The organism is Desulfitibacter sp. BRH_c19 (assembly GCA_001515945.1).
Lineage (GTDB): Bacteria > Bacillota > DSM-16504 > Desulfitibacterales > Desulfitibacteraceae > Desulfitibacter.
The window spans coordinates 126,365-149,358 of the sequence record LOER01000026.1 but is presented as its reverse complement, the minus strand read 5'-3'; the positions used below and the strand labels follow the sequence as shown (position 1 = coordinate 149,358).

Sequence of the window (22,994 nt, the reverse complement as noted above, 5' to 3'; positions counted from 1 at the left end):
GAATATCACCCATATGGGTGATATTCTAAAATGTGTTACTTTTTTTAATTTCTTGTGATTTCTCCTCCAATAAATTTTCTAGGGTAACTTGCAGGTTTTCTAATCCTTCAAAATGAAGTTTTTGTCCTGTTAAAATAATTTCAATATGCCCTACACATTGGTTTTCCTTATTCCTCCATACTCTAATCAAAAATGATGCTGATTGGTCCGAGCTCATTAATTCCCCTGCCCCCTTTTTCTTAAAAACTACTGAGCAAATACACCGTTAGAATAGTTATTGTTATTATGACAACAGAATAGATGACTATTTTTCGACTTTGTTCATCCATATATTCATCTCTCCTTTTTTACCCACCCACTTTTGATGTTCTATTAAACTAGATGCTTACACTTATTGGCTATAAAAACAATCACCCCTAAGGGTGATTTATTATCCCAAGGAGTGATTTTCTTTGTTTTCAAGGACTCTATGCATAAGCTCTCGCCTGCTTTTAATTTGCAATTTATAATAGATGTTTTTGATATGGGTTTTGAGGGTATTTTCACTCACGTATAACTCCGCTGCAATTTGCTTATTTGTCAAACCCTGAAGTAAATGTTCAACTATTTCTGTTTCTCTTACTGTAAGTGAATGAGCCTCAAATATACTTTGAACAATCTCCATATTTGTTAGCTCGTTATTGGATTCCTCATGGTTGCTGCTGTAGTAAAAATCTTCGATTTTATTAAACATCCACGGTATAATCAAAAATGTTAAAAAAATGGCTGAAAGAGCAAACATGGCAGTAAACAAATAATACCTTTCCCCAATCATCATAAGCTGCCCACCTAGAAGACCTCCTACCAGAATGGCACCTACCATGGCTGTCATACCAAAACCAAATGTTCTAATAGGTTTCCGATTAATTGCCGAAATATCCCCTAGAATTGTAAAAAAGAAAAGATCTAAGAAGGCAAAGGAGGATTGTATCAAAGTTTCTATCAGGAAAAACCCTGGAAGAGTATTGTGCATCAACAAAAAGGATATGAATGCCAAACCCATAAAGGATACTCCCATATAAATTGGCAGTTGTTTTTGAAGATGATTACCATATCGCCACATAACTGCCAGCACGGCTATGTATGGTATATTCCTATAAAAAACTGCAATATTCTCGTACCTTTCTAAAGAAGGATACATTACCTGATACATAAACCCACCATTAATATACAGTCCAAAAATCAGCAGGCTAACGATTAACATAAATGCCCCTGGGAATACTGGAATTTCTTCTATTTCATCTTTTTTGTTTTGGATATTTTGAAATTCTACCCTAGTTAATAACAAGGAAAATCTTAAAGCCACTACTATGCATAATAAGGCCATAATATACACTAGCTGAAGGGTTAAAATAGTAAGTAGAATACTTAATAAAACATATACAATGTTGGCAAGGATTATTGCCAAGGCCATGTATTTCATTCTAGACTTATTATCAATACCATGGGCAAAAGGATAGCTCCAACCTAGGACAAACATTGCTGAACAGAAACCAATGACTGCATAGATAAATGGCCACATTATTGGTGGCATAAAGAATACCAATAAACCAAGTACTAATGATAAAGCACCTCCATATATAATTAGGCTTCTCCAATGCTCAGCTATTTTTACCATTATTCCAAGAACTAACAGTCCTATTGCATGGAAAAATATATAAATTGTAGGTATTGATATATTAGTTTCTACGAATGCCATGGTGGCATATATAATAGGTCCGTTAAATGGAACAGACAACAACCAACCAAAATACAGACCTATGGACAGAATGATATACTTTTGAACTCTATCCAAGAAAACTACCTCCCCATTTTTCATTCCAATGGAACCCTGCTGAAGAACAATAATAGTGCTTTGGTACTTAAACTCAAATATTAACAATTGTAAGTTTATTTCCAAACTCCCCTGAAAAAGTAAAGAAAAGTTCCTCTAGGTTTGTCTCTGAAGCAGTATGTCCAATATAACTTGTATCTTTTGTCTTAATTTCAAGTTCAACTATTTTCGAACCTCGTTTGAATACCGTTACTGACATTAGCTCGTTAGCTGTTACAATAATCCTATTAAGCTCAGTATTTTCTTTTGGAATCAAAATTAACTGGTTCTGGCAAACACCAAGGCTATAAAGCTGAGTTTTGAAAAAACCTGCTTTGAGCCTAATATCCACACTCATGAAAAATCACCTCTAGACCTATTCTATCAGCTTAATTTTTCTTGAAAATACTTTTACACGGTTTGGCAATGACAAAAGCCTGACACAACTTGTGCCAAGTGTATTGCTTGAATATTAAACAGATGATATCATTGATTATAAGGGGTGATATGCATGAAATTTAATGAAAAGCTTAATTTCCTAATGAATATTACTAATACCGCAAACAGCGTTCTTGCCAGAAATGTTTCACTTGATCCATCATTTGTCAGTCGATTACGCCGCGGCATACGCACTCCTGCAAAAAATGAGAATTACATAAAGAAAATGGCCGAATATTTTGCTAAAAACTGTAGTGCAGAATATCAAAAGACAATACTGTTTGAAACAATAAAAAACACCTCAAGACTTATGCCTGAATATAGTGAAACCATAGCGAATCTTCTATATAAATGGTTTTCTGAAGAGGAGGCAGATAATTCAAAACCTATTGAGAATTTTCTTGAAGGTTTTAAAAACTTTAGTTTTAAAAAAGCACCACAGGCTGCAGCCATAGATGTTTCAAATATATCCGAAAATAATGCATACAAAGAAGAGGTATTGTATGGTATTGAAGGTAAGCAAAATGCAGTTATCCAATTTTTATCCCTTGTATTAAAAAACAAAAGCCCGCAAACTCTGCTTTTACACAGCGATGAGGACATGGAATGGTTAACCGGCAACCGTGAATTTACTGTAAAATGGGCATCACTTTTGTCCCACATAATAATGAGGGGAAATAAAATAAAAATAATTCATACCGTAAATCGTAGTCTAGACGAAATGTTCTCTGCTATTAAACAGTGGGTACCAATCTATATGACCGGTACTATTGAGCCGTATTATTATCCAAAAACTCGTGATGGGGTATTTAGACGTACGTTGTTTGTAGCTCCAGATACCGCTGCTGTGGTTTCAACCTCTATAGGAAATGGTACAAAAAATACTGCTAATTTTCTAATTACAGATAAACGTGCCATTATGGCACTTACAGATGAATACAACGACTTTCTTGGCCTATGTAGGCCACTTATGCAGATATTCACACCTTTTAGCAAAGGTGAATATTTAACCGTTCTTTCAGAGTTTGAGGATGAAGGAGCAAATAGAATTATTAAGACAGATGCTCTTTCAAGTATAACCATACCCCTTGATGTGGCAGAAAGTATTCATTCACGAATAGAAAGTGATACAAAAGACAAATTACTGGCATACCATAGAAGGCGAATAAAAGACTTCGAAGATAGTTTACAAAAACATAGCTTTACTGAAATAATTACCATCCCTGACCTGGAAAATATCAAAGAAGGAAAAGTAATGATTAACTTTTCCGATATGCTTGGTGACACTCCACTATTTTATACAACAATGGAAATTAGCAGACATTTTCAAAATATTATTAGACTTCTTCAGGCTTCTGAAAACTATAACGTGCATCTGGCAAATACAAACCATTTGCCGGGTTGTATGCTTTATGTAAAAGAGGATATTGGAGTGCTTGTTGGAAAGTCTTCAATACCATCTGTCATATTTGCTATTAATGAGAACAATATGACTGCGGCCTTTTGGGATTATATGAACCTTATGATAAACAAGTCACCAAAAGATAAAAGACATAAAAAACAAACCATTGCTGAGCTTGAAGCAATGGTAGAAAAAGTCCATATCTATTAAATGGCGAAGTTTCTTGCATTTTTAGCATTTTTTTATTGACTCGGTCTAATTTAAACTCATTTTTAATGAAGTCAACTTCTCTTTGAAAAATTTTGACTTGATGGTCATTTTTTAGTAAAACTCCTGCCAAATATGCTAATCCTAGAGGTGTTAATAAGGGTCTTTTTCCTTTCTGGTTAAAAGTGCATCAGATTTAGTATTCCGTATAAAAAATCATTGTTTGGCGAATTGTTTTGTCTGAGTGGTTTGTTGCAGCAAAAGTTATTACATGAAATCCCTCTTGTAGTTGTTCTTTTAATAAAATAGATATTGTGCCTGTTGATTCTTGGAATTGATGTGGATAAAGCATGCCATCTAATATAACCTGCCAATTGTAGTCATTAATTTCAATGTCTTTATTATCACTTATTCTTGCGGATAAGGTAGGGTAAGGATTCTGAATTATTTCTCCCGTATGGGAAGGAATAATAGGAATTAAGTTATTATCTCCAAAATGAGTAGGAGCAGATTCCTTCCAGACCTCACTTAACAATCTTAAAGTATTTTTACCAAGGATTTTTTCTATTCCTGTCTTTGAATAACCGCGTCGTAGCATCTCCTGAGTAATATTAACTACCATTGAAGTATTTGTTAGGTCCTCAGGCATTTTGCAGCCCCTTCCATCAAAATCTGAACCAAGACCTACATGGTCTATTCCAACTAGATTGATTACATAATCAAAGTGGTCAACTACTGTTTTTACCGTTACGTGAGTACCAGGATCAGCTAATAAATGTTTATGATATAGTATTTGAACCACTCCGCCTTTTTCAGCTATTGCTATAATTTGTTCATCCGTGAGATTTCGAGCATGTTTTTTAAGACTATATACTCCAGAATGGCTAGCTATAACTGGTTCTTCAATTAAGTCCATAACATCCCAAAAGCTTGCCTGTGACAAATGGCTAACATCTATTATTAACCCCAATTGGTTTGCCTCTTTAATAATTTGCTTGCCAAAATCGGAAAGTCCCTTTGGTGAGAGAGTATTGTCATAATATGTTCCTCTGCATCCTTCTGCTAGCTGGTTTGAATCATTCCAGGTTGGAGCTATCACCCTCACCCCAAGATCATAGTATTGTTGTAATAATATGGAACCATCAGGTTCTTTTAAAGAATCTGCACCCTCAATTGCTGCTATAGCTACAATTCTTCCTCCTTGAACTAACCTATCGATATCATTAATTGATGAAGCTAACCCAATTGCATATGGATTCCTTTCTATAGTATAATGGAGTCCATTTAGTAAGGCTAAAGTCTGCTGGAAGACTTGTCCGGGGTAATAGCGTTCTGGTGCCCATACAGCAAAAAATTGAATATTGATTCCTCCTTCATACAGCTTGAGAATATCTACATCAAAATTAGTATTTTCACCTAGATTTATGTGGGGGAAGCCGTTTTCATCTAAAATTTTATTTAAGGTGTCACAGTGAGTATCTACCACAATTGTGGAAAAGTGAATTCTTTCTGCGGAGTTTAATTGGGCAAGAGTATTAATAAAATTCGAGCTATGTAAAGAATAGGTGAGAAATACAATCAGCATAAGCAATATTATAGATAACAGATAAAGAATTCTTTTTTTAATATATAGAATCACCATTTAAAAAAGCCTCCTAGATGATCAAACAATAAGGTTACCTTGACATGGAAAGCAAATTAGGTTTGTTATAATATTATTTCTGTTTTCCGATATTATGCTAATGAGTAAGATATTCTAATTAACACTACCCAGACCTTACTCAAACATGCTGAAGGCAGCAACCTAATGTTGCTGCCTTCAGCTTTCCTTGTTTATGTTATTGCTACTATACTATGCAGAATAATAGCTTAGTATATCCTGCTTTCTTTACCCATTAATTCCCAACTCCTCTTCTCTTTCTTTAATAATAGAGAGAAGTTTCTTATGGACATGATCCGGCAATGGATCTGGTTTATGCGTCTCTAGTATTTCCCTTGCCCTTTCATCACAGGTGGTTGCCAAATCTTTAGAACCTTTCTCTGTCCAAAACTGGCGCATCCTGCGGTCCATGATCTTAGTTTGCGATAATTTCCTCATGTGTTTTATAGTATGCTCCTCGGCCAGGAAGTGTCCTCGTGCACCTACACTTTTGATCACATCCACTGCCAAAGTCTCATCATTGACTGGAATTCCTTCCAATACCTTTCTCGTCATTGCAATAAACTCATTATCCATTACTAATTGACCGAAACTCATGGTAAGACCCATCTCCAACATGCCCCCACCGTAAATCATATTGGCACCTGCCAATGCTGGTAAAAGGGTTGTTAAAGTTTTTTCGTGGCCTGATTGTGCGTCGGAGAGTTTGCTATCGCCCTATGTACCAGCTACATAGCTGGGTAGCAAGTAAAATCGAGCCAACTTAGCCACGGCTGCACTTATCAGTCCAAGTTCCGGGCAACCTACCGAGGCTGTGCTTAGTTTTAAATCAATCATTGAGGTAGAGCTACCGTACATTACAGGTGCCCCTTTCCTCGTCAACTGGGCCAAAACAATCCCACCTAGCACCTCAGCATTATGAGTTACTAATGTACCCGCCAAAGTCACCGGGGAAGTAGCACCTGCTAAAGCCATAGATAAAATATTCTGTGGTAAATTGGCTTTTGCATATTCAATAATTGGGTCAGCGCACCCTTCCGAAATTGTTAATGGGCTTTGTGGACAAGTACAGCCAGAAACAATAGGCCTGTCCTTAAGTTTTTCTTTCCCACCTGCTACCGCTGCAGCCATTTCTATCAGCAGTTGAGCAGAACGCTTATCATGACAAGGCTGCGGAACATGTTTTGTGGTATTTGAAATTGTCACTTCATAATTATGCAAGCTTTCCATTTCTGGATGCACATCCCGGGGAGCAACAGTATTCTCCAACATATCATATTGGTCCAGGGCATCAACTAGTCTCGCAACATTTCCTTTGTCTGCTTTGGTAGATTTTCGATACTCTCCAGTATAAGGATCAATCACCATAATTCCTTCTCCAAATGGACAAAAATTAACTCTGCCGCTTTCCATCACAATATCATGTTTAGGATCCCTTCCGGCTAGAAGCACCTTTTTAGGAGCTGAAACTATTGCTTCCTCCACGATATGAGCGGGGATTTTAACAATTTGTTCTTTCCTATCGACAATACACCCTCCACCTTCATAGATATCCATAGCATCATTGCTCTGAACATATAATCCGGCAACTTCGAGTACTTCTAGTGTGGCATCATGAATCATCTCTAAATCCTCATCACTAAAGAGGTTAATACCACAACCAATAAATGAATTTCTGCCTGCATGCAAGTTTCTTTTCATATCCTCACCCTTTCTGTAAAAATCTATTTTAAATCCGTTTTTCTCTTAAATCTTTCCACAGAATTGATTTTGATGCCAAGCACACTAGCAATCCGAATCTTAGCTTCAATTCCCTTAGCTGCCCCATGGTTTGGCATAGGATATCCTATATCCAATTCCTCGCGTATTTCCCGCATTATTGAGCAGTCACTCAATTCAAATGGCGTTATGCCTAACTTTTGGGCCACATATTTTTTAGCTTCTGTTATCTTCATACCTTTGGCCAGTTGCAGACGTAATACCAGATCTCCGGCAGTACGAATTCCGCCCATGCCAACGGCTACTTCTTGAGTCGCTTCATTTCCAAATGGATCTCCGGAACCCACCTACAATCCATCAGCCTTCCCAATCTCTACTATGGCTTTAACAGCTCTTGACACCGCATCAGCCGGGGGAACTGGTGACATTGGTGTGCCTCCTACCCCCATTCCCACATTTGCATGAACTGGAATATTTGATATTTCAGAACAAGCTTTTATAAAAGTTACTGCTCTGGCAATATTCCATGGGAATGACCTGTTGCTGTTGGTATTTACTACTGGGCCAAAAATGTTTACCCCTGCTTTTTCTGCGATTTCTACCTGCTTATGAGGATATAAGCCGGCCAGACGCGTTCCATCATATTCTAGTTGACCATGCATACCTAAAATAAATTCTCCGGCCATACCCATTTCTATCCCTAAGTCAGGGTATTTTTGTTTTATAATTTCAATTGCCTTTAGTGCTGCTAGAACATCGGCATCCCCTGAGGCACCACAGGTATCAAAATTCATTCCATCCGCTCCGGCTTCATACATACCCTCCGCAATATACACCATATCTTTTACAGCATGCTCAACTGCCTCTTCCTGAGCAGCTCTAGCTTCAGCTATTTTTCCTAGAGGCAGCAACTCCGACCAGTTTTCTACAGGACCATCTGGTTTAGTATATAAACCTAGGTTTGGCATGGCTCCGTATAAAATCGGTATTGTGGTGTTCAACTGTACATTTTCCATTACCTTGGCTTCGTCATGGAGAATGGACTTTACAGCTTTGTAGCTGTAGTCTATATTTCCCAGGTCCAGGGAATCCGCCGAGAGAACCTTCTCATGAACTTGTATAGCCGTAGCCCTGTCCATAGCTATATTGGCCTGATAAGTAATTTTAAAAGCTCCTGAATCCGAAGAAGTCACTACTTCCTTTCCTCTTATCACACTGGTAACATTAACAGGTGAAGCAATAATTTCAAACAGGTAATCTAATTCTTCTTTAGACAGTTCTGAAATATTCCCCCTATCTGCAGCATCACGGGTGCCCTCTTGCAAGTCATGTTGGATTTCTTCACGACTCATATATATTCCAGATCCATCTCCCATTCTGGTAAAAATATTTTCAATCATTTGTGTCCTCCTATTCCTTTTATCCGAGTATCTGGTTTCTTACCTTCTTTTGGTTTTCTTCTCATACTCATTTATTATTTCTTGAACTATTTGGGCATTTTGAAGCTTCATAGGTTGGTGTTTAGCCAAAATCTCTTTGGCTTTTTCCCGGGCAATCTGCTCCGGTGACGGTTTACCTTTTATTACCCATTCATCATAAAGACTGCGGTCTATCACCGTTGGCTGCCATACTTCTCTCAAATGCTTGACTGTATGTTCTTCTACCATATAGTGATTTCCCGGACCTACTTGGTCAATTACTTCCAATGCTAGTGTTTCAGGGCTTACATCACATCCTTGCGTCACCCTTCGTAAAATTTCATAAATTTCACAATCCATGACACACTGTTCAAAAGAGAAGGTACTGGCCCCGTTAATTAAGCCGGCACCACACATCATATCAGCCTTTGAAAACATGCTTACTGCTCCAGATATAGAATTCTCCACTCCTGCATGCCAATCGCTTGCTTTTGCCCCTGTAGCAAAGGTGCCTATATTGGCTGGCACCTGATAGAAATGAGCCATTTGGGCAGCTGCTGCTTGCAGTATAAAATCTTCTGGTCCCCCGCAGGTAACTCCTCCCCTTTTTAGCTCCATCATGGTAGCACAAGATCCGTAAAAAGTAGGTGTGCCTGGACACATGATTTGCAAGAAAGCCATTCCGGCAATAATCTCAGCATTTCCAAGAGCAATCTCTCCTGCTAAGGTTGCCGGTGCAGTTGCACAACCTATAGGCATGATCATAAAACCTGTTGGTACCCCAGCTTCTGCAAATATCAAAGCTGCTTCAAGTCCATGACCATCATAGGAAAGTGGGCTAATACTACACTGGAAATTTGAAATAATCGGCCTATTCTTTAAATTTTCTTTGCCTCCAACAACTGCAGCAGCAATTTCCACGGTACCATGAGCATTTACAGGATCTACCGCCGTCATTGCTTGAATATGCTTACTTGAATTTAGCAACATAGCATGCAGTTCATGTAACGGTTGAATTCTTGGATTACAGTCCTGAGCGCTAATACAAGGCCACAAAAAAGCAATTTGAGGTAAGAAGTCGGCCAATCTTATGGCGTTACCAAGGCTTTCTTTTGAAGATAAACAGACATCACCAGTGTCTATATCAATAACCTGGTTTCCGCATCCATCTAGGGTAAGGTAGCCATGTTCACCATCAAGTGGGAGATCATTTTCTGGATCTCTAGCACAAAGTGTGTAATTGGATGGAGCTTTTTTTAAAGCATCCTCTATAACATTGGGTGGAAAATAGACCCTTTTATTTTCTCGATCAACTTTCGCACCTAAGTCCTGAAGGCGATCATACCTGGGATTGTCTAATGGCATTAAAATACCAGTTTTCTCAAGGATGTGCAGACTCGCTTCATGAACAGTATTAATCTCCTTTGTTGTCAACACTTCCATTGTTGATTTCCATTTAACATGATTCATCTAAAACTTGTCCCTCCTTTTGTCTTCCTATTTTTTGTTATATATTGCAAACATTATGCCAACTGTTTAACAAATCTGCTGAAAGCTCTCCTAGTATTATTTTAAAGGCTAATGGAACAAAAAAGAATACTCACCACTTGAGAAATAGTCAACTTTCAAGAAAGGAATTCTAACAAATGAGAAGAAGTTATTAATATCGATAATTTTTGAGGAGGTTTTTATGGGTTATCTCTATAAAATTCAAAAAGATGTACAAAGTGTTGCAGAAGTGATTTCCGCAGCACTTAAGGTTGAAACAGAAATTGTAGATGAGGATTACATTGTTTTAGGTGCCACAGGGCGAATAAGAGGACTACTATTGCATCAAAGGTTATCTGATTCCCATATTAACCGGTACGTACTAGAAAGCAATCATCCATTCGTTTTAACTAAGCCTGGTCAACACAAAATGTGTGCTCCCTGTCCCGATAAAGATGATTGTTATTATTTAGGTGGTATTTACTATCCCATCACCGCAAATGGAAAGTGTTATGGAGTAATAAGTTTAGTGGGGTTTAACGAAATTCAAAAAGAAATTCTTATAAACAATCAAAATATTTTCCTTGATTTTACGGGGAAGATGGCCGATCTTTTGGCAACAAAACTTCAGGAAGCTATCTTTATGGAAGAGGTGTGTCGGACTAATGAATATTTGGAGACAATCATAAATTCGGTACACGAGGGAATCATATCCTGCAACGAGCACGGCACCATCACCTGCTTTAATCAATCTGCCGCAAGAAATTATGGAATTTCTAAAGAGGACGCTATAGGAAAACATATATCCAATGTAGCTCCCAACAGTTTGCTTAACAAAGCTTTATCCAATTCTGCTTCATTTTATGAAGAAAAAATCTACTGTAATAATACCTTAGGAGAAAGCATTAACCTAGTTTCTAATGCTACTCTAATTAAAGACGCAGATACCATCGTCGGTGCCGTAGAGTCTTTTTCTCCAGAAGAAAGCATTTATCGTGTAGCCTACCGTCTTACCAAGAGGGAACAAACAACAGCATTTGATCATATCATCGGCAAGAGCCTAATTATAAAAGAAGCAAAAAAAATGGCCTTAAATGTGGCCCAAAGCTATTCCACGATCTTGATTACAGGGGAAAGTGGGACTGGAAAAGAACTGTTTGCTCGGGCTATTCATAATTCCAGCCTTCGGGCAAAGGAACCTTTTGTGGACATTAACTGTAGTGCCATTCCAGACTCACTACTAGAAAGTGAGCTATTTGGATACGAAAAAGGTGCTTTTACAGGGGCTAAACACGACGGAAAACCCGGCTTATTTGAACTGGCTGAAGGGGGCACCATCTTTTTAGATGAAATCGGAGATATGCCCCTACACCTGCAGGTTAAAATTTTAAGAGTTTTGCAGGAAAAAACCATTCAAAAAATAGGTGGAACAAAAAAAATTCATGTGGATGTCAGAATTATCTCAGCTACTAACCAAAACTTGAAAGAACAGATTGCAAAAAAATTATTTCGGGAAGATTTATATTACCGCCTAAATGTCATTCCTCTCGTCATTCCCCCTTTAAGACAACGGCCAGAAGATATACCTCTCCTCGTTGATTATATGTGCGAAAAATACGCTGCAAGCTTGAAAAAAAATATCCGTGGGGTTTCCCCAGAAGCCCTCAATGTCCTGTTATCTTATCCATGGCCAGGAAACGTAAGAGAATTGGAAAACGCCATGGAATATGCCATTAACTTTTCTCCTACCGGAGCAATTATTTCCAATGAATATTTGCCCCCCTGGTTGTTTACGCCCATTGATATTCCTATTTCGGAACCGGAAGACTTTAAAGAAAGAGTTCAGATTAGTGAAAAACAGATGCTTATGGAAGCTTTACAAAAAGGAGGAACCTCTTTGAGAGCTAAAAAGCAAATTGCCCACAACATGAATATAGGTTTAGCCACGCTTTATCGGAAATTAAAAAAATATGACTTATTAGGATAATCATATTGCTCTAGTAAAAAGTAGTTGACTCTATTCATTGAGCCAACTACTTTTTCCGATAACTAAAATCTCACCATTTTTAGGATAAGACGTTTACTATTTATTATATATCCTGTATAAGAATACGGCTGTTTCAGCCCTTGTGGTATTGCCCAGGGGATTAATCTTATCAGCACTACCCACGATCAACCCTTCCTTTACTACAGAAGCAACGCTATCTACAGCATAGGCTGCAATACTGGATTGGTCAACAAACTTCTCCAAGTCTGAAGCTGTTCCTTGTTGTTCAAGTTTTTTCAGCATTCTTAAGGCCCTTTCCGTAAGTGTCATCATGTCCTGCCTGGTGATGCTTTCATTGGGGTTGAATTTGTTGTTTCCAATGCCATTGGTGATGCCGAGCTTTTTGGCTATTGCTATTTCTTTGTAGTAATATGCATCTTCACTTATGTCATCAAAGTTTTCATCAACCTTGGCATCGACACCCAAGGTCCTTACGAAAAAATACAGGAAGTCTGCCCTTGTGATGTTTGTTTGAGGTGCGTATTCTTTTTCCAATGTACCTTTCAATATACCCTTAGATGCAAGGACTTCAATTTGTTTCTCCGCCCATGCCACACTTTCCAAGTCTTCAAAAGTTTTTGTTACATATACAACAGCATATTTACTAAAATGTGTGGTTGTGAAGGTGACCAATCCCGTGGCAGGGTCATACCTTCCTGATGGTACTTCCACTACATTACCCTCGCCGTCAATATACCATATTGTGATATGCTCTGGGTCCTTTAGCTCCTCTTCTGTAGGAATATACGGTATGGCGACCATGACTGGTGCCTCTGGGTTATTCCATTGGGTTTGCTCTCCATCTACTGTCAATGTGAGCTGAACTAAGGGTCGTTCACCTATAGCTGCTTTTATTTCATCAGGCAGGTGGGATTTGTTTCCCTCACCTATAGTGATACATGTTTCTTTGCCTTCCGTTTCCGAAATCCCTGAAAGCATATTATCCCCTATGGTGATACTTCCTGGGTCAGTAGAGAAGGTCAATGCACCTTCCCTTTGAGAGCGGGACATGGTATCTGCGGGAATCCCCAAGGTATAGGAGGTCACTCCATGGATGGAAGGCACGATGACGGTGGTCCTTTCCTTGCCTGTGAAAATATCCCCCGTCAAAGTTTCCAGGTTTACTGTTGCCCTGTCTTTATCAGAATTGACATTGACCGGTAGATTGGTCTCCGGTTTACTGTTTCTTGAAACAACTGCTTTGTAGGTATGTGCTACATTCCTTCCTCCTCCACCACCGGAGCGGGAAGCAGCAACTGTAAACAGCTCTGTGATTATATTACTTCCATACCCCGCTATTAACCGAAGCTCCCCTGGTGGGATGTCCGGGATTCTGAATGTATCGGAGTAATTACCGTTTTCATCTGACATAATAGAATTTAAGTATACAATGCTACCTTCACCATCCAAGCCCTTTATGGTCACCCATTCTGAATGACCTGCTGTGCCGGAAGCGATTACACTATCCCCTGCATATCCCCTTGTGGGTTCAATTGTTAGACTGATAGTATCTGCAAAAGCTGAACCAGGAACAACCAATGCCAGACACAAAAAGCTGTATATGAAAATTCTACAAACACTCAGAATAGAATTTCTCTTAATCATTTTATCACCTCTTTTTAAAAGTGTCCGTCTATAAAACATTGGGATTGGTATCCGGGTCGTTGGTTAAATCGTCTACGATATAGGATTTGATGATATCACCTGCCCTCACATTGAATGCGGCCTTTGCTTGATTTACTGTATCAAAATCCGCCTTTGTTGCATTAATTGATATCTGCTGTCCGTTTCTTATATGAATAAAAACACATACCTCATTCCCACTATTTCCTGTAACAGGCTCAATTAATGCCGAAAAGTATTTAAAACCGGATATGCCTTCTTTTACTGTCATTATTGGAATGGCACCCTCTGTATATCCTTTTGTATATGTTGTGTCATCAATAGGATGGATGATGTAGGCTCCGTTGCCAGAGCCCAGATTAACCCTCAGAGATAACGTTTTACTGGCCTCAGTTCCAGTGCTATCAGTTACCTTGACTTCCACTAGGTAGTTTCCTTCACTCTCAAGGGTTCCTGTAATTTCTCCATTTTCATTGAGGGTGAGTTCTGCAGGAAGTCCTGTTGCTGTCCATGTATAAGCTTCAGTTCCCCCTGCTGCCGTCATAGTAGCATCATATGATCCTCCTATTATTCCTATGGGCAGGCTTTCATTGTTTATGGTCAGTACTTCTTTGCGGGTAATGATGACCTGGTAGGTTTTTGTGCTTACTCCATCTTTTCCTGTTACTACTATGTTAATGGTATTTTCCCCTACTTCAAGACTGACTGGTAGGGATGGTGCATCCCCGTTTACTGTAGTGGTTGCCTCAGAGTCTGACAGGGTTGGTGTCACTATAACCTCAGAAATGCTATTGACCACATCGGCAGTATATTGGTTAACTGACGGGTCAAAGGTTTGATTCAAGATTCCATCACTTAGGGTCAGACCGCTAAGATCTACATTCCCCGTAGCACGGTTAACCGTCACAGTATAGGTCTGAGTAGACGCGTCCTGGGCCACCACCATCACCTCTATGGTGTTTTCCCCTGTATCCAGGTTAATTGTCTGCGAATCCCCGCTATTTAAAATGGCCCCTTCTACAAGCATCAAGGCCTTGGTGTCACTAGTTGACGCTGAAAGTTCCAATGTTTCAACACTGTTGTCCAGGTTGATAGTATAGTTTGTTTCCCCTGCTGAAAACACCGGGTTTAAACTATGTCCATTAACCGAAAGGCTTGCCAGGTTTGCGTCACTTGCTGTACCGTTGACCGAGATGACATAGGACTTTTGAGTGTGTCCCCCGGAGGCCGTGACTACAATGGGAATCAGATTGGCACCCTGATCAAGGTAGACTGATTGAGTCACGGTGTGGGTTGCCGGGCTCCCGGCAATGGTCAAGGTAGAGCCGGGGTCTTCCATTACTGCGGTGATGTCTATGCTGTTTATGCTAGAAACGGCATTCACCTGATAGGTCACAATGTTTTTGTGAAAGCCCGGGCTCAATGTCCCGGGATCAACCGTCAGATTAGCTAGGTCAATGGAGAAAGTCTGATAGATGGTTAGGGTATAGTTTGCCGTATCTGTTTTATTATCACTATCGGTGACGGTAGTTGTTAAGTTATAGGTTCCCGTATCCTCCGGGGTGCCGCTGATTTCACCGGTGGAAGAGTCCAAGCTAAGCCCGGACGGCAGTCCGGTAACGCTCCAGCTGTAGGGCCCAAATCCTCCTTGGGCGGTCAAGTTCCCATTAAACTGGGTTGCCACAATACCGCTGAACGGGATAACATTAATAATAGGATTGGCAAATTCAATACTTGTTGTTACTGGAGTGCTCCCATAGTTGGTGTGGTTTGCCGGGTTATATTTTTCATTCCACAGCTTAAGGGTGTAGCTGTTATAGGTAAGTGCTGTGGGCAGATTAAAGGTTGCTGTGCCGCTTGCGTTGCCTGCTGTTAGTTCCTTGATGGCACCCCGATAGGTATCGCTTTCACTGGTAAGCTCTACGCAAAGGTAGTTGCTGGAGCTTGGGGTTGCCCCGCTGTAATTGACTGTGACTTCGCTGCCGCTTGTGGAGCTGTTGGCTGTAACGTCATCAATGGACAATGTTTGGTTGCTGTCGTCGGCTATAGTTAACTTCATATCACCGGTCAGTTGGCTTACCGCTGTAAGATCCTTTCCCAAAGTTGCAGTTTCGCCAGTATCAGCGGCAGGTGCGAAGAGAATAGATGACAAATCTAATTTTGAAGCGGGGCGAATACCCAACGAGCTACTCCCCCCAGGCAAAAACTTGATTTCTCCTTTATCATTAACAATCTGGACATTTGTATCATAAGAGGTGCGCAGCCACCACATATCCGTACTTATGCGGTCTGCTTTAAGACGAGGGAAATAGGTTACACTGACTTCACCTCTTGAAAGCAGGAAAACTTTATCGCCGCTTGGATCGTATGTTGCATTGATTCCTTCTTTAGTATCAGGATCAAACACCTGCTGTGGGCGAATGATTTCCTGTTCCTCGCCTGTAAAAGAACTCATAAAATATCCCAGGAGCCAAGTCCGAATAGACGCTGTGCCATATTTATTTGATCCAAAAAATCTCTTTGCCACCAATCCCTCGGACAGCAGGAACAGCTCCCCCTCTCTGTTGTCAAGAACACGCCATCTTATTGAGTTGCCGCCATATTCTCCGTAATAAACGTGCTGATAGTTACCGCCGCCAGTAGATCCGCTTAATTCACTCGGATAACGTACTTCAACGGCACCTGTGCTGACAGGCATCAGTCCCACCACCATTATTAACATCAATAGTACCAACATTATTCTTATTTTCATTGATTTTCCTCCCCGTATTTTATTTCTTTTATAATTTCCATAGTAACCTCCTTTTTGAAGTTATCAGGCTTTATTTTTTCATTGCATCCAGCATTTCATAGGTGTAGAGCATCAGACTGTCACTCCACCATACATACTCATTGTCCACAAGTCTTCCCTGTTTAAAAAATTCAATATCCTCAAGAGCTGCAAACCGTATAGATTGCAACCTAGGTTTAAGGTTATACACAAAGCTTGAACCATTTTCTAGCTCAACCGCTATTTTGTGATCGTCGAGAAGCTGTATTGATCGTATTTTATTCATGTCCTCCCCCTTTTCCACATAAAAAACCCACCATACGACAAGCATAGTGGATTTTTTTGGGCTTTCATATCACATAAAAGTACCATTTTTATTTTTAATTTCCTGGTGCATTGGCTAGTTAAGACCGCCCCTAGGAGATCATGTTTAGCTCTTTCGCTTTGTTTATTGCTAAAGTTTTGTTGTTTACGCTGAGTTTTTCATATATGTTTTGCAAATGTCTTCTGATTGTGTTATTGGACAGGAAAAGATTTTCTGCAATTTCATTTTGCTTAAACCCCTCTCCCAAGAGAGTTAGTACATCTAGTTCCCTAGCTGTTAGTGGTTCGGTTTCTTGTTGATTGTTGATTTTTTGGATACTCTTTGTAAAGCGTTCTCCCAGGTTAAGGACCTTGTCAGTCCATGCGCTGTACTGAGTGCTCTTTATTTTCTGTAGAATCGGCTCAAGCTCAGGCATACTTTCTGCAAATGGTGTAATAATGCCATCTGATTGTGCAAGCTTTATGGCAGGAAGCAGTATTTCACTTGCTTTTTCCATGCCATATAGATGTTTCTTTGCTATTGCATCATAGATGCCTGCATAAATGAAACCAAATATATGGTTATTAGACTGATAGAGTTCCTTCATTGTTTCTACGATAATCTCAAGCTCTGCGTAGCTTTTTCTTAGTATAGCCGCTCTGGCACTAACAATATAGTTGATGCCCATCCCCTCATGAAAAAGATTGTTTTGAGATATATCTCCCTCCTGCAGCCATTTTGGTATCTGCTCCAATTTACCCAAAATACCGTATATGTACCCTGCCGCAATGTCAACGCTATTTAGTAGGATTGGTCTGCCTGCAGCTTCTGCTTCTGCCTGAACTTCCTCCAATAAAGGAAGCACCTCATTGGGTTTGCCGCTTAAGATTGCCAAGCGGGCAAGACACAGGTTCCCACAGATGATAAGACTCAACTGGTTTTTGGTTTTTGCCTTGTGAATAGCTTTGTAAGCAAAAAGCTCTGCGTTATTCAAATCACCGGTTTCAAGGCAGTATTCTGCCCTTGCCACATGCTCAAAGCCTGTTCCGCAGCCATTTGATACATGGGTATGATACCAATTGTCTTTTTCAATAAGCTCTACAAGCGAAAGTAGTGCTTCCTCCTTTTTGTGGTAGAGATAGAGGGTATGGGGTGAACCACAGGTGAATACGGAATCGGCATTTAATATTTGGGAGCTTGTGCCGCCAAAGAGGGCGTAAGCTTTTTTATGATATTCGCTCATAGCAGATACGTCATTGAAGTCCAGAATGCTTTCAATAAGGACGATTTCACCTAAAATCTGCTCCTTATCCAAAAGGTTGTCGTCTGCCTCATAGATCGCTTTTGCCTCATAAAGTAGACTTGCGCCCTCTATAGTATCTATTGCCAGCATGTAAGAGTATATGTAGGTAATGTACGCTAGGGGATATGATAGCTTCAGCTTTTTATCCATGTCTATAAAAGCAGTGACCATGATATGGGGTGCTCTTTCCATAAGCTCTGCTGAGCCTGGTAGCTCATAAATATCAAGAATTTTCTCATAGCATCCTGCTCTGTGATAAAAATCCACCGCTTCAATGCGCCTATCACTCCTCGCACACCAATCGCCGCAGCGGGAAAACAGAGTAGCTTTGTCTATATCAGAAATCGTAAATAATTCCATCAGCATTGTTTTTAATATTGCGTGTATGGAGTAGGTTCCGTCTTTGTTGTTATATCTTACAAAGCAATTGTTTGCTTCAATTTCGCGTATCAGCTCCCCTGCTTTTTTATTTCCGGTCACAAATATGGCTCCATTAAGACTGAAATTATCAAGAAGGGAAAGCTTCAGCAGAACTTGTTGTGTCTCCTTGTCAAATTTATCATATACAGCTGTTTGAATCAGCCGTGTTATGTCTCGAATGTCTTCAACAGTTTTGTCCTCAGCGTATTTAAGAAGGGAAAGATAGATAGCTGCCACCCAACCATCCGTGTTTTTTACAAGCATTGCTTGTTCCTCAATGGAAAGCAAAAATCCATTTCGCTTAAACAGCTCAACTGTTTCCTCCCCATTAAATTCGAATTGGTCCTGGGAGAGCTCCATGCACATACCCTTTAATGCAAGCTCATCAATTGAGATATCAGGGATGCTACGGCTAATTAGCACTATATGTAGTTTGGAAATGGAGGCTCTTGCGATGGCCGTAAGCAAGTGATTCATATGTACACTTTTGTTTTCATGGTAATCATCTATGACAATAACCGTGGGCTCTTTAACCGTTTTTCTTATGATATTGAGGATACGATCTATATCTACGGAGGTTTGCGGAAGCCCGTGTCCGACAAATTGTTTGGAAAGCTCAAGGCTTATGTCTGCAAGGCTTTGAGAGAACTTCTGCCACATCCACAGCTCATCATTTTCTCCGACGCTTAATGAAAACCAAATATTCCGAAGATTTGGTTTGGAGTTTAGAAAATCTTTTACTGCCGTTGTCTTGCCGTAGCCCATAGAGGAAAGCAGGATGAAAAGCGGGAATTCAAGTATCCCCTCAAATAATTTATCAATACGCTTTCGGCGCAATAATTTAGGTTTGAACAATTTAGCATTCATGTTTTTTACTCCCCCGCCATATTTCTTCTGCAATTCAAGAGTCCATAATCGTATCACACTCATGTCTTTCATTATATTGTAGGATGTAATAATTTACAAGAATTAGAAATATGGAGTAAATGGATTAAAAAACGGCTATTTTTTAGCAAGTATATTATATTTCCTGTAGAAGATTGGACGTCTTCTATGGAATGCTTAATTACTATGAAAATATAACCTTAGTCAACTATTCCTGCAATATTTTTGGCTAATCCTTTTTTATATTCTAGATTGCTTTGTCTCGAAATTATAATTCTTTGAGCTTGTGGAGAACCAGCTCCGTGCATAGACTCTGTTCGGTATCCAACGGCTGCAGTCCCTAAGGTGATGTTTTCAATTAACCTAGTAATGCGCAATCTATTTTCTGTAGGGACCTCGAATACTCCCCTAATATACTTATCAATAAGAGGGCCAATTTCGGAATTCCTAAAGTCCTTTTCTGATGGTAAAGTCGCAATCAAACCTCCACCGATATCTTCAGCTAAACGAGCAATCTCATAGGGAAATCTAGTTACATTTTGCTTACAGATATTTGCCAGCAGCAAATCTATTAAATAGGTTCCACTAGCTGTTGGGCAACCCTGACATGAGCAAGCTATTCCACACGAATACAAAGTTTCATTCAAATGAATCATTTCAATTATTTTGTCTTTAATGTGGCTCGCTTTACTTACTCCATTATATTCAGCGGCTAGAGCAACCGCTCCAATTAGAACATCTCCTACTCCTACCTTACATCCACCATAACTCTGGCGATGATATCCTGCAAAACGTTCCACTAACATATTAGAAAAGTCAAATTCCCTACACATAAAAACCCTATCCCATGTCACAAATACATTATCAAAAATAACTAAGGCTTCCTGACCCCCAAATCTAGCATTACCAACATCTATATCACTTTCCTCAATCTTTCGTGTGTCACAGGACTGACGTCCATAAATATAGGTAATCCCCTGAGCATCAGCAGGAACGCTAAAACAAACAGCATAGTTCTTATCTTGCTCACCCATTGCTAAGGTCGGCATGACAAGAATCTCATGGGAATTTAAGGCCCCCGTTTGATGGGCCTTTGCTCCATTAACTATAATTCCATCCTTATTATCCTCTACAATATGCAAGTACATATCCGGATCTTTCTGCTTTGATGGGGACAAACTCCTGTCTCCCTTGACATCAGTCATGGCTCCATCTACAACCAGATCTTCGTTTTGTACTCTTACTAAGTAATTTCGAAATCTTTTATGATACTCAGTCTTATATTTCTGGTCTATTTCATATGTTACACTATCTATGGCATTAAAGGCATCCATGCCTACACAACGCTGAAAGCAAGACCCTGTTTTCTGACCAAGTAAACGTTGCATTTTCACCTTTTTTATTAAATCATCAGTACTTTGATGCAAATGGGTAAAACGATTAATAACTTTACCCGTGAGACTAGAATTGACTGTCATTAAATCTTCATATTGTCCATCATTAGCTAATTCATATGTCATAGCCACAGAGTTTAAAGACGGTCTAATAATTGGATGATCTACAATGTCTGTAACGACCTCACCAAACATATAAAGCTTAAAGTCCATTTTTCTTAAGGATTCTATATAGTCATCTCTTGTCTTCAATTTTTCCCCTCCTAAGCATCCTTTCTTCCTTTCTTAAGACCTTCAAGATCCAAAGGTTAAGATTCTACACAAATTGCTGAGGTGGATTAACCTCCAAATATATTCCATCCCAATCAGGTATTATTCCATGGCTACCTGGTATCCATCCAATCATTTTTATTGGTATTTGTAGATGTTTTGATACCTGTAATAATATTTCAAATCCTTTTAGTACTACCTCCATAGTAGTTTCTTGAGCAATATTTGTATTAGAAACAAGTCCTGTCACCTTCATACCTGATACCATTTCTATTTTTCTAACATGAGTTACAATATCTGCTAAGATATTATTAAGAGGCCTGCTGGTATTCACAACAAATAATAACTCGAAGGATAAATCAATGGACTTTCTTAACCGGCCTAGAACAGAACGGCCCTTGAAGTCACCAGGTATGTCTAAAACCACACTATCGTATTCTATGGATTTTAAAAGGGCGCCAAGGGTATGGGTTACTGTAGGAATATCTGTATGTGCTACCTTTCCTTCGGGTTGAATGAGATCAATATTTTCAGGAAGCTTATATTTTTTAACAGCATCCCGTAACCGGAAACATGGCTTAGAGTTGTCAGCATCAACTAGAAGGACTCTATTTGCCCCATGAGCCAACCTTAAAGCATAATGCAAGGCTAGTAATGTTTTTCCGCATCCATAATCACCAGTAAAAATGGTAGTTTTCATTCTACATAAGCACCCTTCATTGCGGAAACTGCATTATCAGTATAGCGTTTCAATACTCCTTTACTACGTTGTTTTAAGATTTTTATAATTTCATCTTGTGTTCGCTTTTGCCCTTTGATACCAATAATATTTAGTTCGCGATTAGGTATATCAATCTGAATTAAGTCATCATTTTCAATTACAGCAATTGGCCCACCATCTATTGCCTCTGGAGATACATGACCAATACAGAGCCCACTTGAAAACCCTGAAAATCTCCCTTCTGTAATTAATGCTGTTGTTGTATTGAGAGTTTTATCAGATGAAACATCAGAAATATGACAATAGGTTGGTTTGCCTCCACTTTGGTATACACCAATACCTGCTTGTTTTGTAAGAGTATCCAAATGATAATTTCCTGGATGAGTAGTACCCCATACATCATCTATAAGGATTTGTGGTCTTTCTAAGTCCTCTTCATCCCAATCCATTCCCATACGCAAACTATCCACTTGCTTCCAATTTTTTTTAGCTTGATAGCATGCCTGTTTGTTCTCAACCATAATAATTTACACCACCTTCGGCCATCTCAATTCCTTTATATAGGGCCTTCTCGTTTAAGGGTAGCATTTTATGATGCCTTTCCGGCAGAGTCTTTTTTAGAGCAGCCATAATATAGTCCATAGCAACACATTCTGTGCATTTTAATACTGCACCTAAAATAACCATATTTGATACCTTTTCATTACCTAAATCAGTAGCAATCTTATCGGCGGGAATTCTAATATTTTTAACATCATGCCGTTCCTGTTCCTTGTCGAGTATTGTAGCGTTTATAATAATTATCCCATTCTTACGGACGCGAGGTTGAAATCTATCCAATGAGGGTGAATTCATTGCTACCAATAGGGATGGGAAAGGAGCTACTGGTGCGTCAATTGATCTGTCAGAAATAATTACGGTACAACTAGCTGTCCCACCTCGCATTTCTGACCCATATGCAGGTATAAACATTACATGCTTTCCTTCTAGCATAGCCGCATATGATAAGACCTTTCCCATTGACATAATTCCTTGACCACCAAAACCAGCAAATATTAGCTCATGCTTCATTG

At 39.4% G+C, this 22,994-nt stretch carries 19 protein-coding genes; 2 read left to right on the top strand and 17 right to left on the bottom strand.

Going from position 1 to position 22,994, the window contains the following annotated elements; genetic code table 11:
* Positions 1-25: 25 nt before the first annotated feature.
* From APF76_16890 to APF76_16880, 3 genes are all read right to left on the bottom strand, one after another.
* Positions 26-217, bottom strand: a complete 192-nt coding sequence (locus APF76_16890; protein ID KUO51167.1) for a hypothetical protein — start codon at positions 215-217, stop codon at positions 26-28.
* Between the two features lie 213 nt (positions 218-430).
* A complete protein-coding gene (locus APF76_16885; protein KUO51166.1) occupies positions 431-1,939 on the bottom strand; it encodes a hypothetical protein in 1,509 nt (502 codons plus the stop codon).
* Complete coding sequence (locus APF76_16880) at positions 1,908-2,210, bottom strand: hypothetical protein (protein ID KUO51165.1); 303 nt, start codon at positions 2,208-2,210, stop codon at positions 1,908-1,910. The genes APF76_16885 and APF76_16880 overlap by 32 nt, the downstream gene beginning before the upstream one ends.
* Positions 2,211-2,363: 153 nt before the next feature.
* On the opposite strand from APF76_16880, the gene APF76_16875 reads away from it, so the two are divergent.
* Entirely contained in the window at positions 2,364-3,902 is a 1,539-nt protein-coding gene (locus tag APF76_16875; protein ID KUO51164.1) for a hypothetical protein, read from the top strand.
* 193 nt (positions 3,903-4,095) lie between these two features.
* Here the strand turns inward: APF76_16875 and APF76_16870 are convergent, their stop codons facing one another.
* The 6 genes from APF76_16870 to APF76_16845 all read right to left on the bottom strand — a co-directional run bounded on the left by APF76_16870 (position 4,096) and on the right by APF76_16845 (position 10,166).
* Positions 4,096-5,541 (bottom strand): hypothetical protein, encoded by a 1,446-nt coding sequence (locus APF76_16870; GenBank protein ID KUO51163.1) that lies wholly within the window; start codon positions 5,539-5,541, stop codon positions 4,096-4,098.
* A 246-nt stretch (positions 5,542-5,787) separates the two neighbouring features.
* Positions 5,788-6,195 (bottom strand): trimethylamine methyltransferase, encoded by a 408-nt coding sequence (locus APF76_16865; protein KUO51162.1) that lies wholly within the window; start codon positions 6,193-6,195, stop codon positions 5,788-5,790.
* Between the two features lie 81 nt (positions 6,196-6,276).
* Positions 6,277-7,260 carry a trimethylamine methyltransferase gene (locus APF76_16860; protein ID KUO51161.1) on the bottom strand — a complete coding sequence of 328 codons (984 nt, stop codon included), beginning with the start codon at positions 7,258-7,260 and terminating at the stop codon, positions 6,277-6,279.
* A 23-nt stretch (positions 7,261-7,283) separates the two neighbouring features.
* Positions 7,284-7,625 carry a dimethylamine methyltransferase gene (locus APF76_16855; protein ID KUO51160.1) on the bottom strand — a complete coding sequence of 114 codons (342 nt, stop codon included), beginning with the start codon at positions 7,623-7,625 and terminating at the stop codon, positions 7,284-7,286.
* On the bottom strand, positions 7,626-8,678 hold the full coding sequence (locus tag APF76_16850; GenBank protein ID KUO51159.1) for a dimethylamine methyltransferase: 1,053 nt from the start codon (positions 8,676-8,678) through the stop codon (positions 7,626-7,628).
* 39 nt (positions 8,679-8,717) lie between these two features.
* Complete coding sequence (locus APF76_16845) at positions 8,718-10,166, bottom strand: hypothetical protein (GenBank protein KUO51158.1); 1,449 nt, start codon at positions 10,164-10,166, stop codon at positions 8,718-8,720.
* 220 nt (positions 10,167-10,386) lie between these two features.
* Between APF76_16845 and APF76_16840 the strand changes: the two genes are divergently transcribed.
* Positions 10,387-12,171, top strand: a complete 1,785-nt coding sequence (locus APF76_16840; protein ID KUO51157.1) for a hypothetical protein — start codon at positions 10,387-10,389, stop codon at positions 12,169-12,171.
* A 96-nt stretch (positions 12,172-12,267) separates the two neighbouring features.
* On the opposite strand, the gene APF76_16835 is transcribed toward APF76_16840, so the two are convergent.
* From APF76_16835 to APF76_16800, 8 genes are all read right to left on the bottom strand, one after another.
* Entirely contained in the window at positions 12,268-13,836 is a 1,569-nt protein-coding gene (locus APF76_16835; GenBank protein KUO51156.1) for a hypothetical protein, read from the bottom strand.
* Positions 13,837-13,864: 28 nt separating this feature from the next.
* Positions 13,865-16,606, bottom strand: a complete 2,742-nt coding sequence (locus APF76_16830) for a hypothetical protein (protein ID KUO51155.1) — start codon at positions 16,604-16,606, stop codon at positions 13,865-13,867.
* 70 nt (positions 16,607-16,676) lie between these two features.
* Positions 16,677-16,928 (bottom strand): hypothetical protein, encoded by a 252-nt coding sequence (locus tag APF76_16825; GenBank protein KUO51154.1) that lies wholly within the window; start codon positions 16,926-16,928, stop codon positions 16,677-16,679.
* Positions 16,929-17,040: 112 nt separating this feature from the next.
* Positions 17,041-19,518 (bottom strand): hypothetical protein, encoded by a 2,478-nt coding sequence (locus tag APF76_16820; GenBank protein ID KUO51153.1) that lies wholly within the window; start codon positions 19,516-19,518, stop codon positions 17,041-17,043.
* 218 nt (positions 19,519-19,736) lie between these two features.
* Positions 19,737-21,143, bottom strand: coding sequence for a 4-hydroxybutyryl-CoA dehydratase (locus APF76_16815; protein ID KUO51321.1), 1,407 nt, complete (start codon positions 21,141-21,143; stop codon positions 19,737-19,739).
* A gap of 103 nt (positions 21,144-21,246) precedes the next feature.
* Entirely contained in the window at positions 21,247-21,900 is a 654-nt protein-coding gene (locus APF76_16810) for a hypothetical protein (GenBank protein KUO51152.1), read from the bottom strand.
* Positions 21,897-22,442: a hypothetical protein gene (locus APF76_16805; protein KUO51151.1), complete on the bottom strand. Its 546-nt coding sequence runs from the start codon at positions 22,440-22,442 to the stop codon at positions 21,897-21,899. Before APF76_16805 ends, APF76_16810 begins: the two co-directional genes overlap by 4 nt.
* On the bottom strand, positions 22,435-22,992 hold the full coding sequence (locus tag APF76_16800; GenBank protein ID KUO51150.1) for a 2-oxoacid:ferredoxin oxidoreductase subunit gamma: 558 nt from the start codon (positions 22,990-22,992) through the stop codon (positions 22,435-22,437). The genes APF76_16805 and APF76_16800 overlap by 8 nt, the downstream gene beginning before the upstream one ends.
* Positions 22,993-22,994: the final 2 nt, after the last annotated feature.

Coding starts and splice junctions, on each gene's coding strand:
- APF76_16815 (KUO51321.1), bottom strand. CDS start 21,143: ATGGACTTTAAGCTTTATATGTTTGGTGAGGTCGTTACAGACATTGTA.
- APF76_16865 (KUO51162.1), bottom strand. CDS start 6,195: ATGATTTACGGTGGGGGCATGTTGGAGATGGGTCTTACCATGAGTTTC.
- APF76_16850 (KUO51159.1), bottom strand. CDS start 8,678: ATGATTGAAAATATTTTTACCAGAATGGGAGATGGATCTGGAATATAT.
- APF76_16845 (KUO51158.1), bottom strand. CDS start 10,166: ATGAATCATGTTAAATGGAAATCAACAATGGAAGTGTTGACAACAAAG.
- APF76_16890 (KUO51167.1), bottom strand. CDS start 217: ATGAGCTCGGACCAATCAGCATCATTTTTGATTAGAGTATGGAGGAAT.
- APF76_16840 (KUO51157.1), top strand. CDS start 10,387: ATGGGTTATCTCTATAAAATTCAAAAAGATGTACAAAGTGTTGCAGAA.
- APF76_16880 (KUO51165.1), bottom strand. CDS start 2,210: ATGAGTGTGGATATTAGGCTCAAAGCAGGTTTTTTCAAAACTCAGCTT.
- APF76_16810 (KUO51152.1), bottom strand. CDS start 21,900: ATGAAAACTACCATTTTTACTGGTGATTATGGATGCGGAAAAACATTA.
- APF76_16805 (KUO51151.1), bottom strand. CDS start 22,442: ATGGTTGAGAACAAACAGGCATGCTATCAAGCTAAAAAAAATTGGAAG.
- APF76_16800 (KUO51150.1), bottom strand. CDS start 22,992: ATGAAGCATGAGCTAATATTTGCTGGTTTTGGTGGTCAAGGAATTATG.
- APF76_16870 (KUO51163.1), bottom strand. CDS start 5,541: ATGGTGATTCTATATATTAAAAAAAGAATTCTTTATCTGTTATCTATA.
- APF76_16835 (KUO51156.1), bottom strand. CDS start 13,836: ATGATTAAGAGAAATTCTATTCTGAGTGTTTGTAGAATTTTCATATAC.
- APF76_16860 (KUO51161.1), bottom strand. CDS start 7,260: ATGAAAAGAAACTTGCATGCAGGCAGAAATTCATTTATTGGTTGTGGT.
- APF76_16820 (KUO51153.1), bottom strand. CDS start 19,518: ATGAATGCTAAATTGTTCAAACCTAAATTATTGCGCCGAAAGCGTATT.
- APF76_16875 (KUO51164.1), top strand. CDS start 2,364: ATGAAATTTAATGAAAAGCTTAATTTCCTAATGAATATTACTAATACC.
- APF76_16830 (KUO51155.1), bottom strand. CDS start 16,606: ATGAAAATAAGAATAATGTTGGTACTATTGATGTTAATAATGGTGGTG.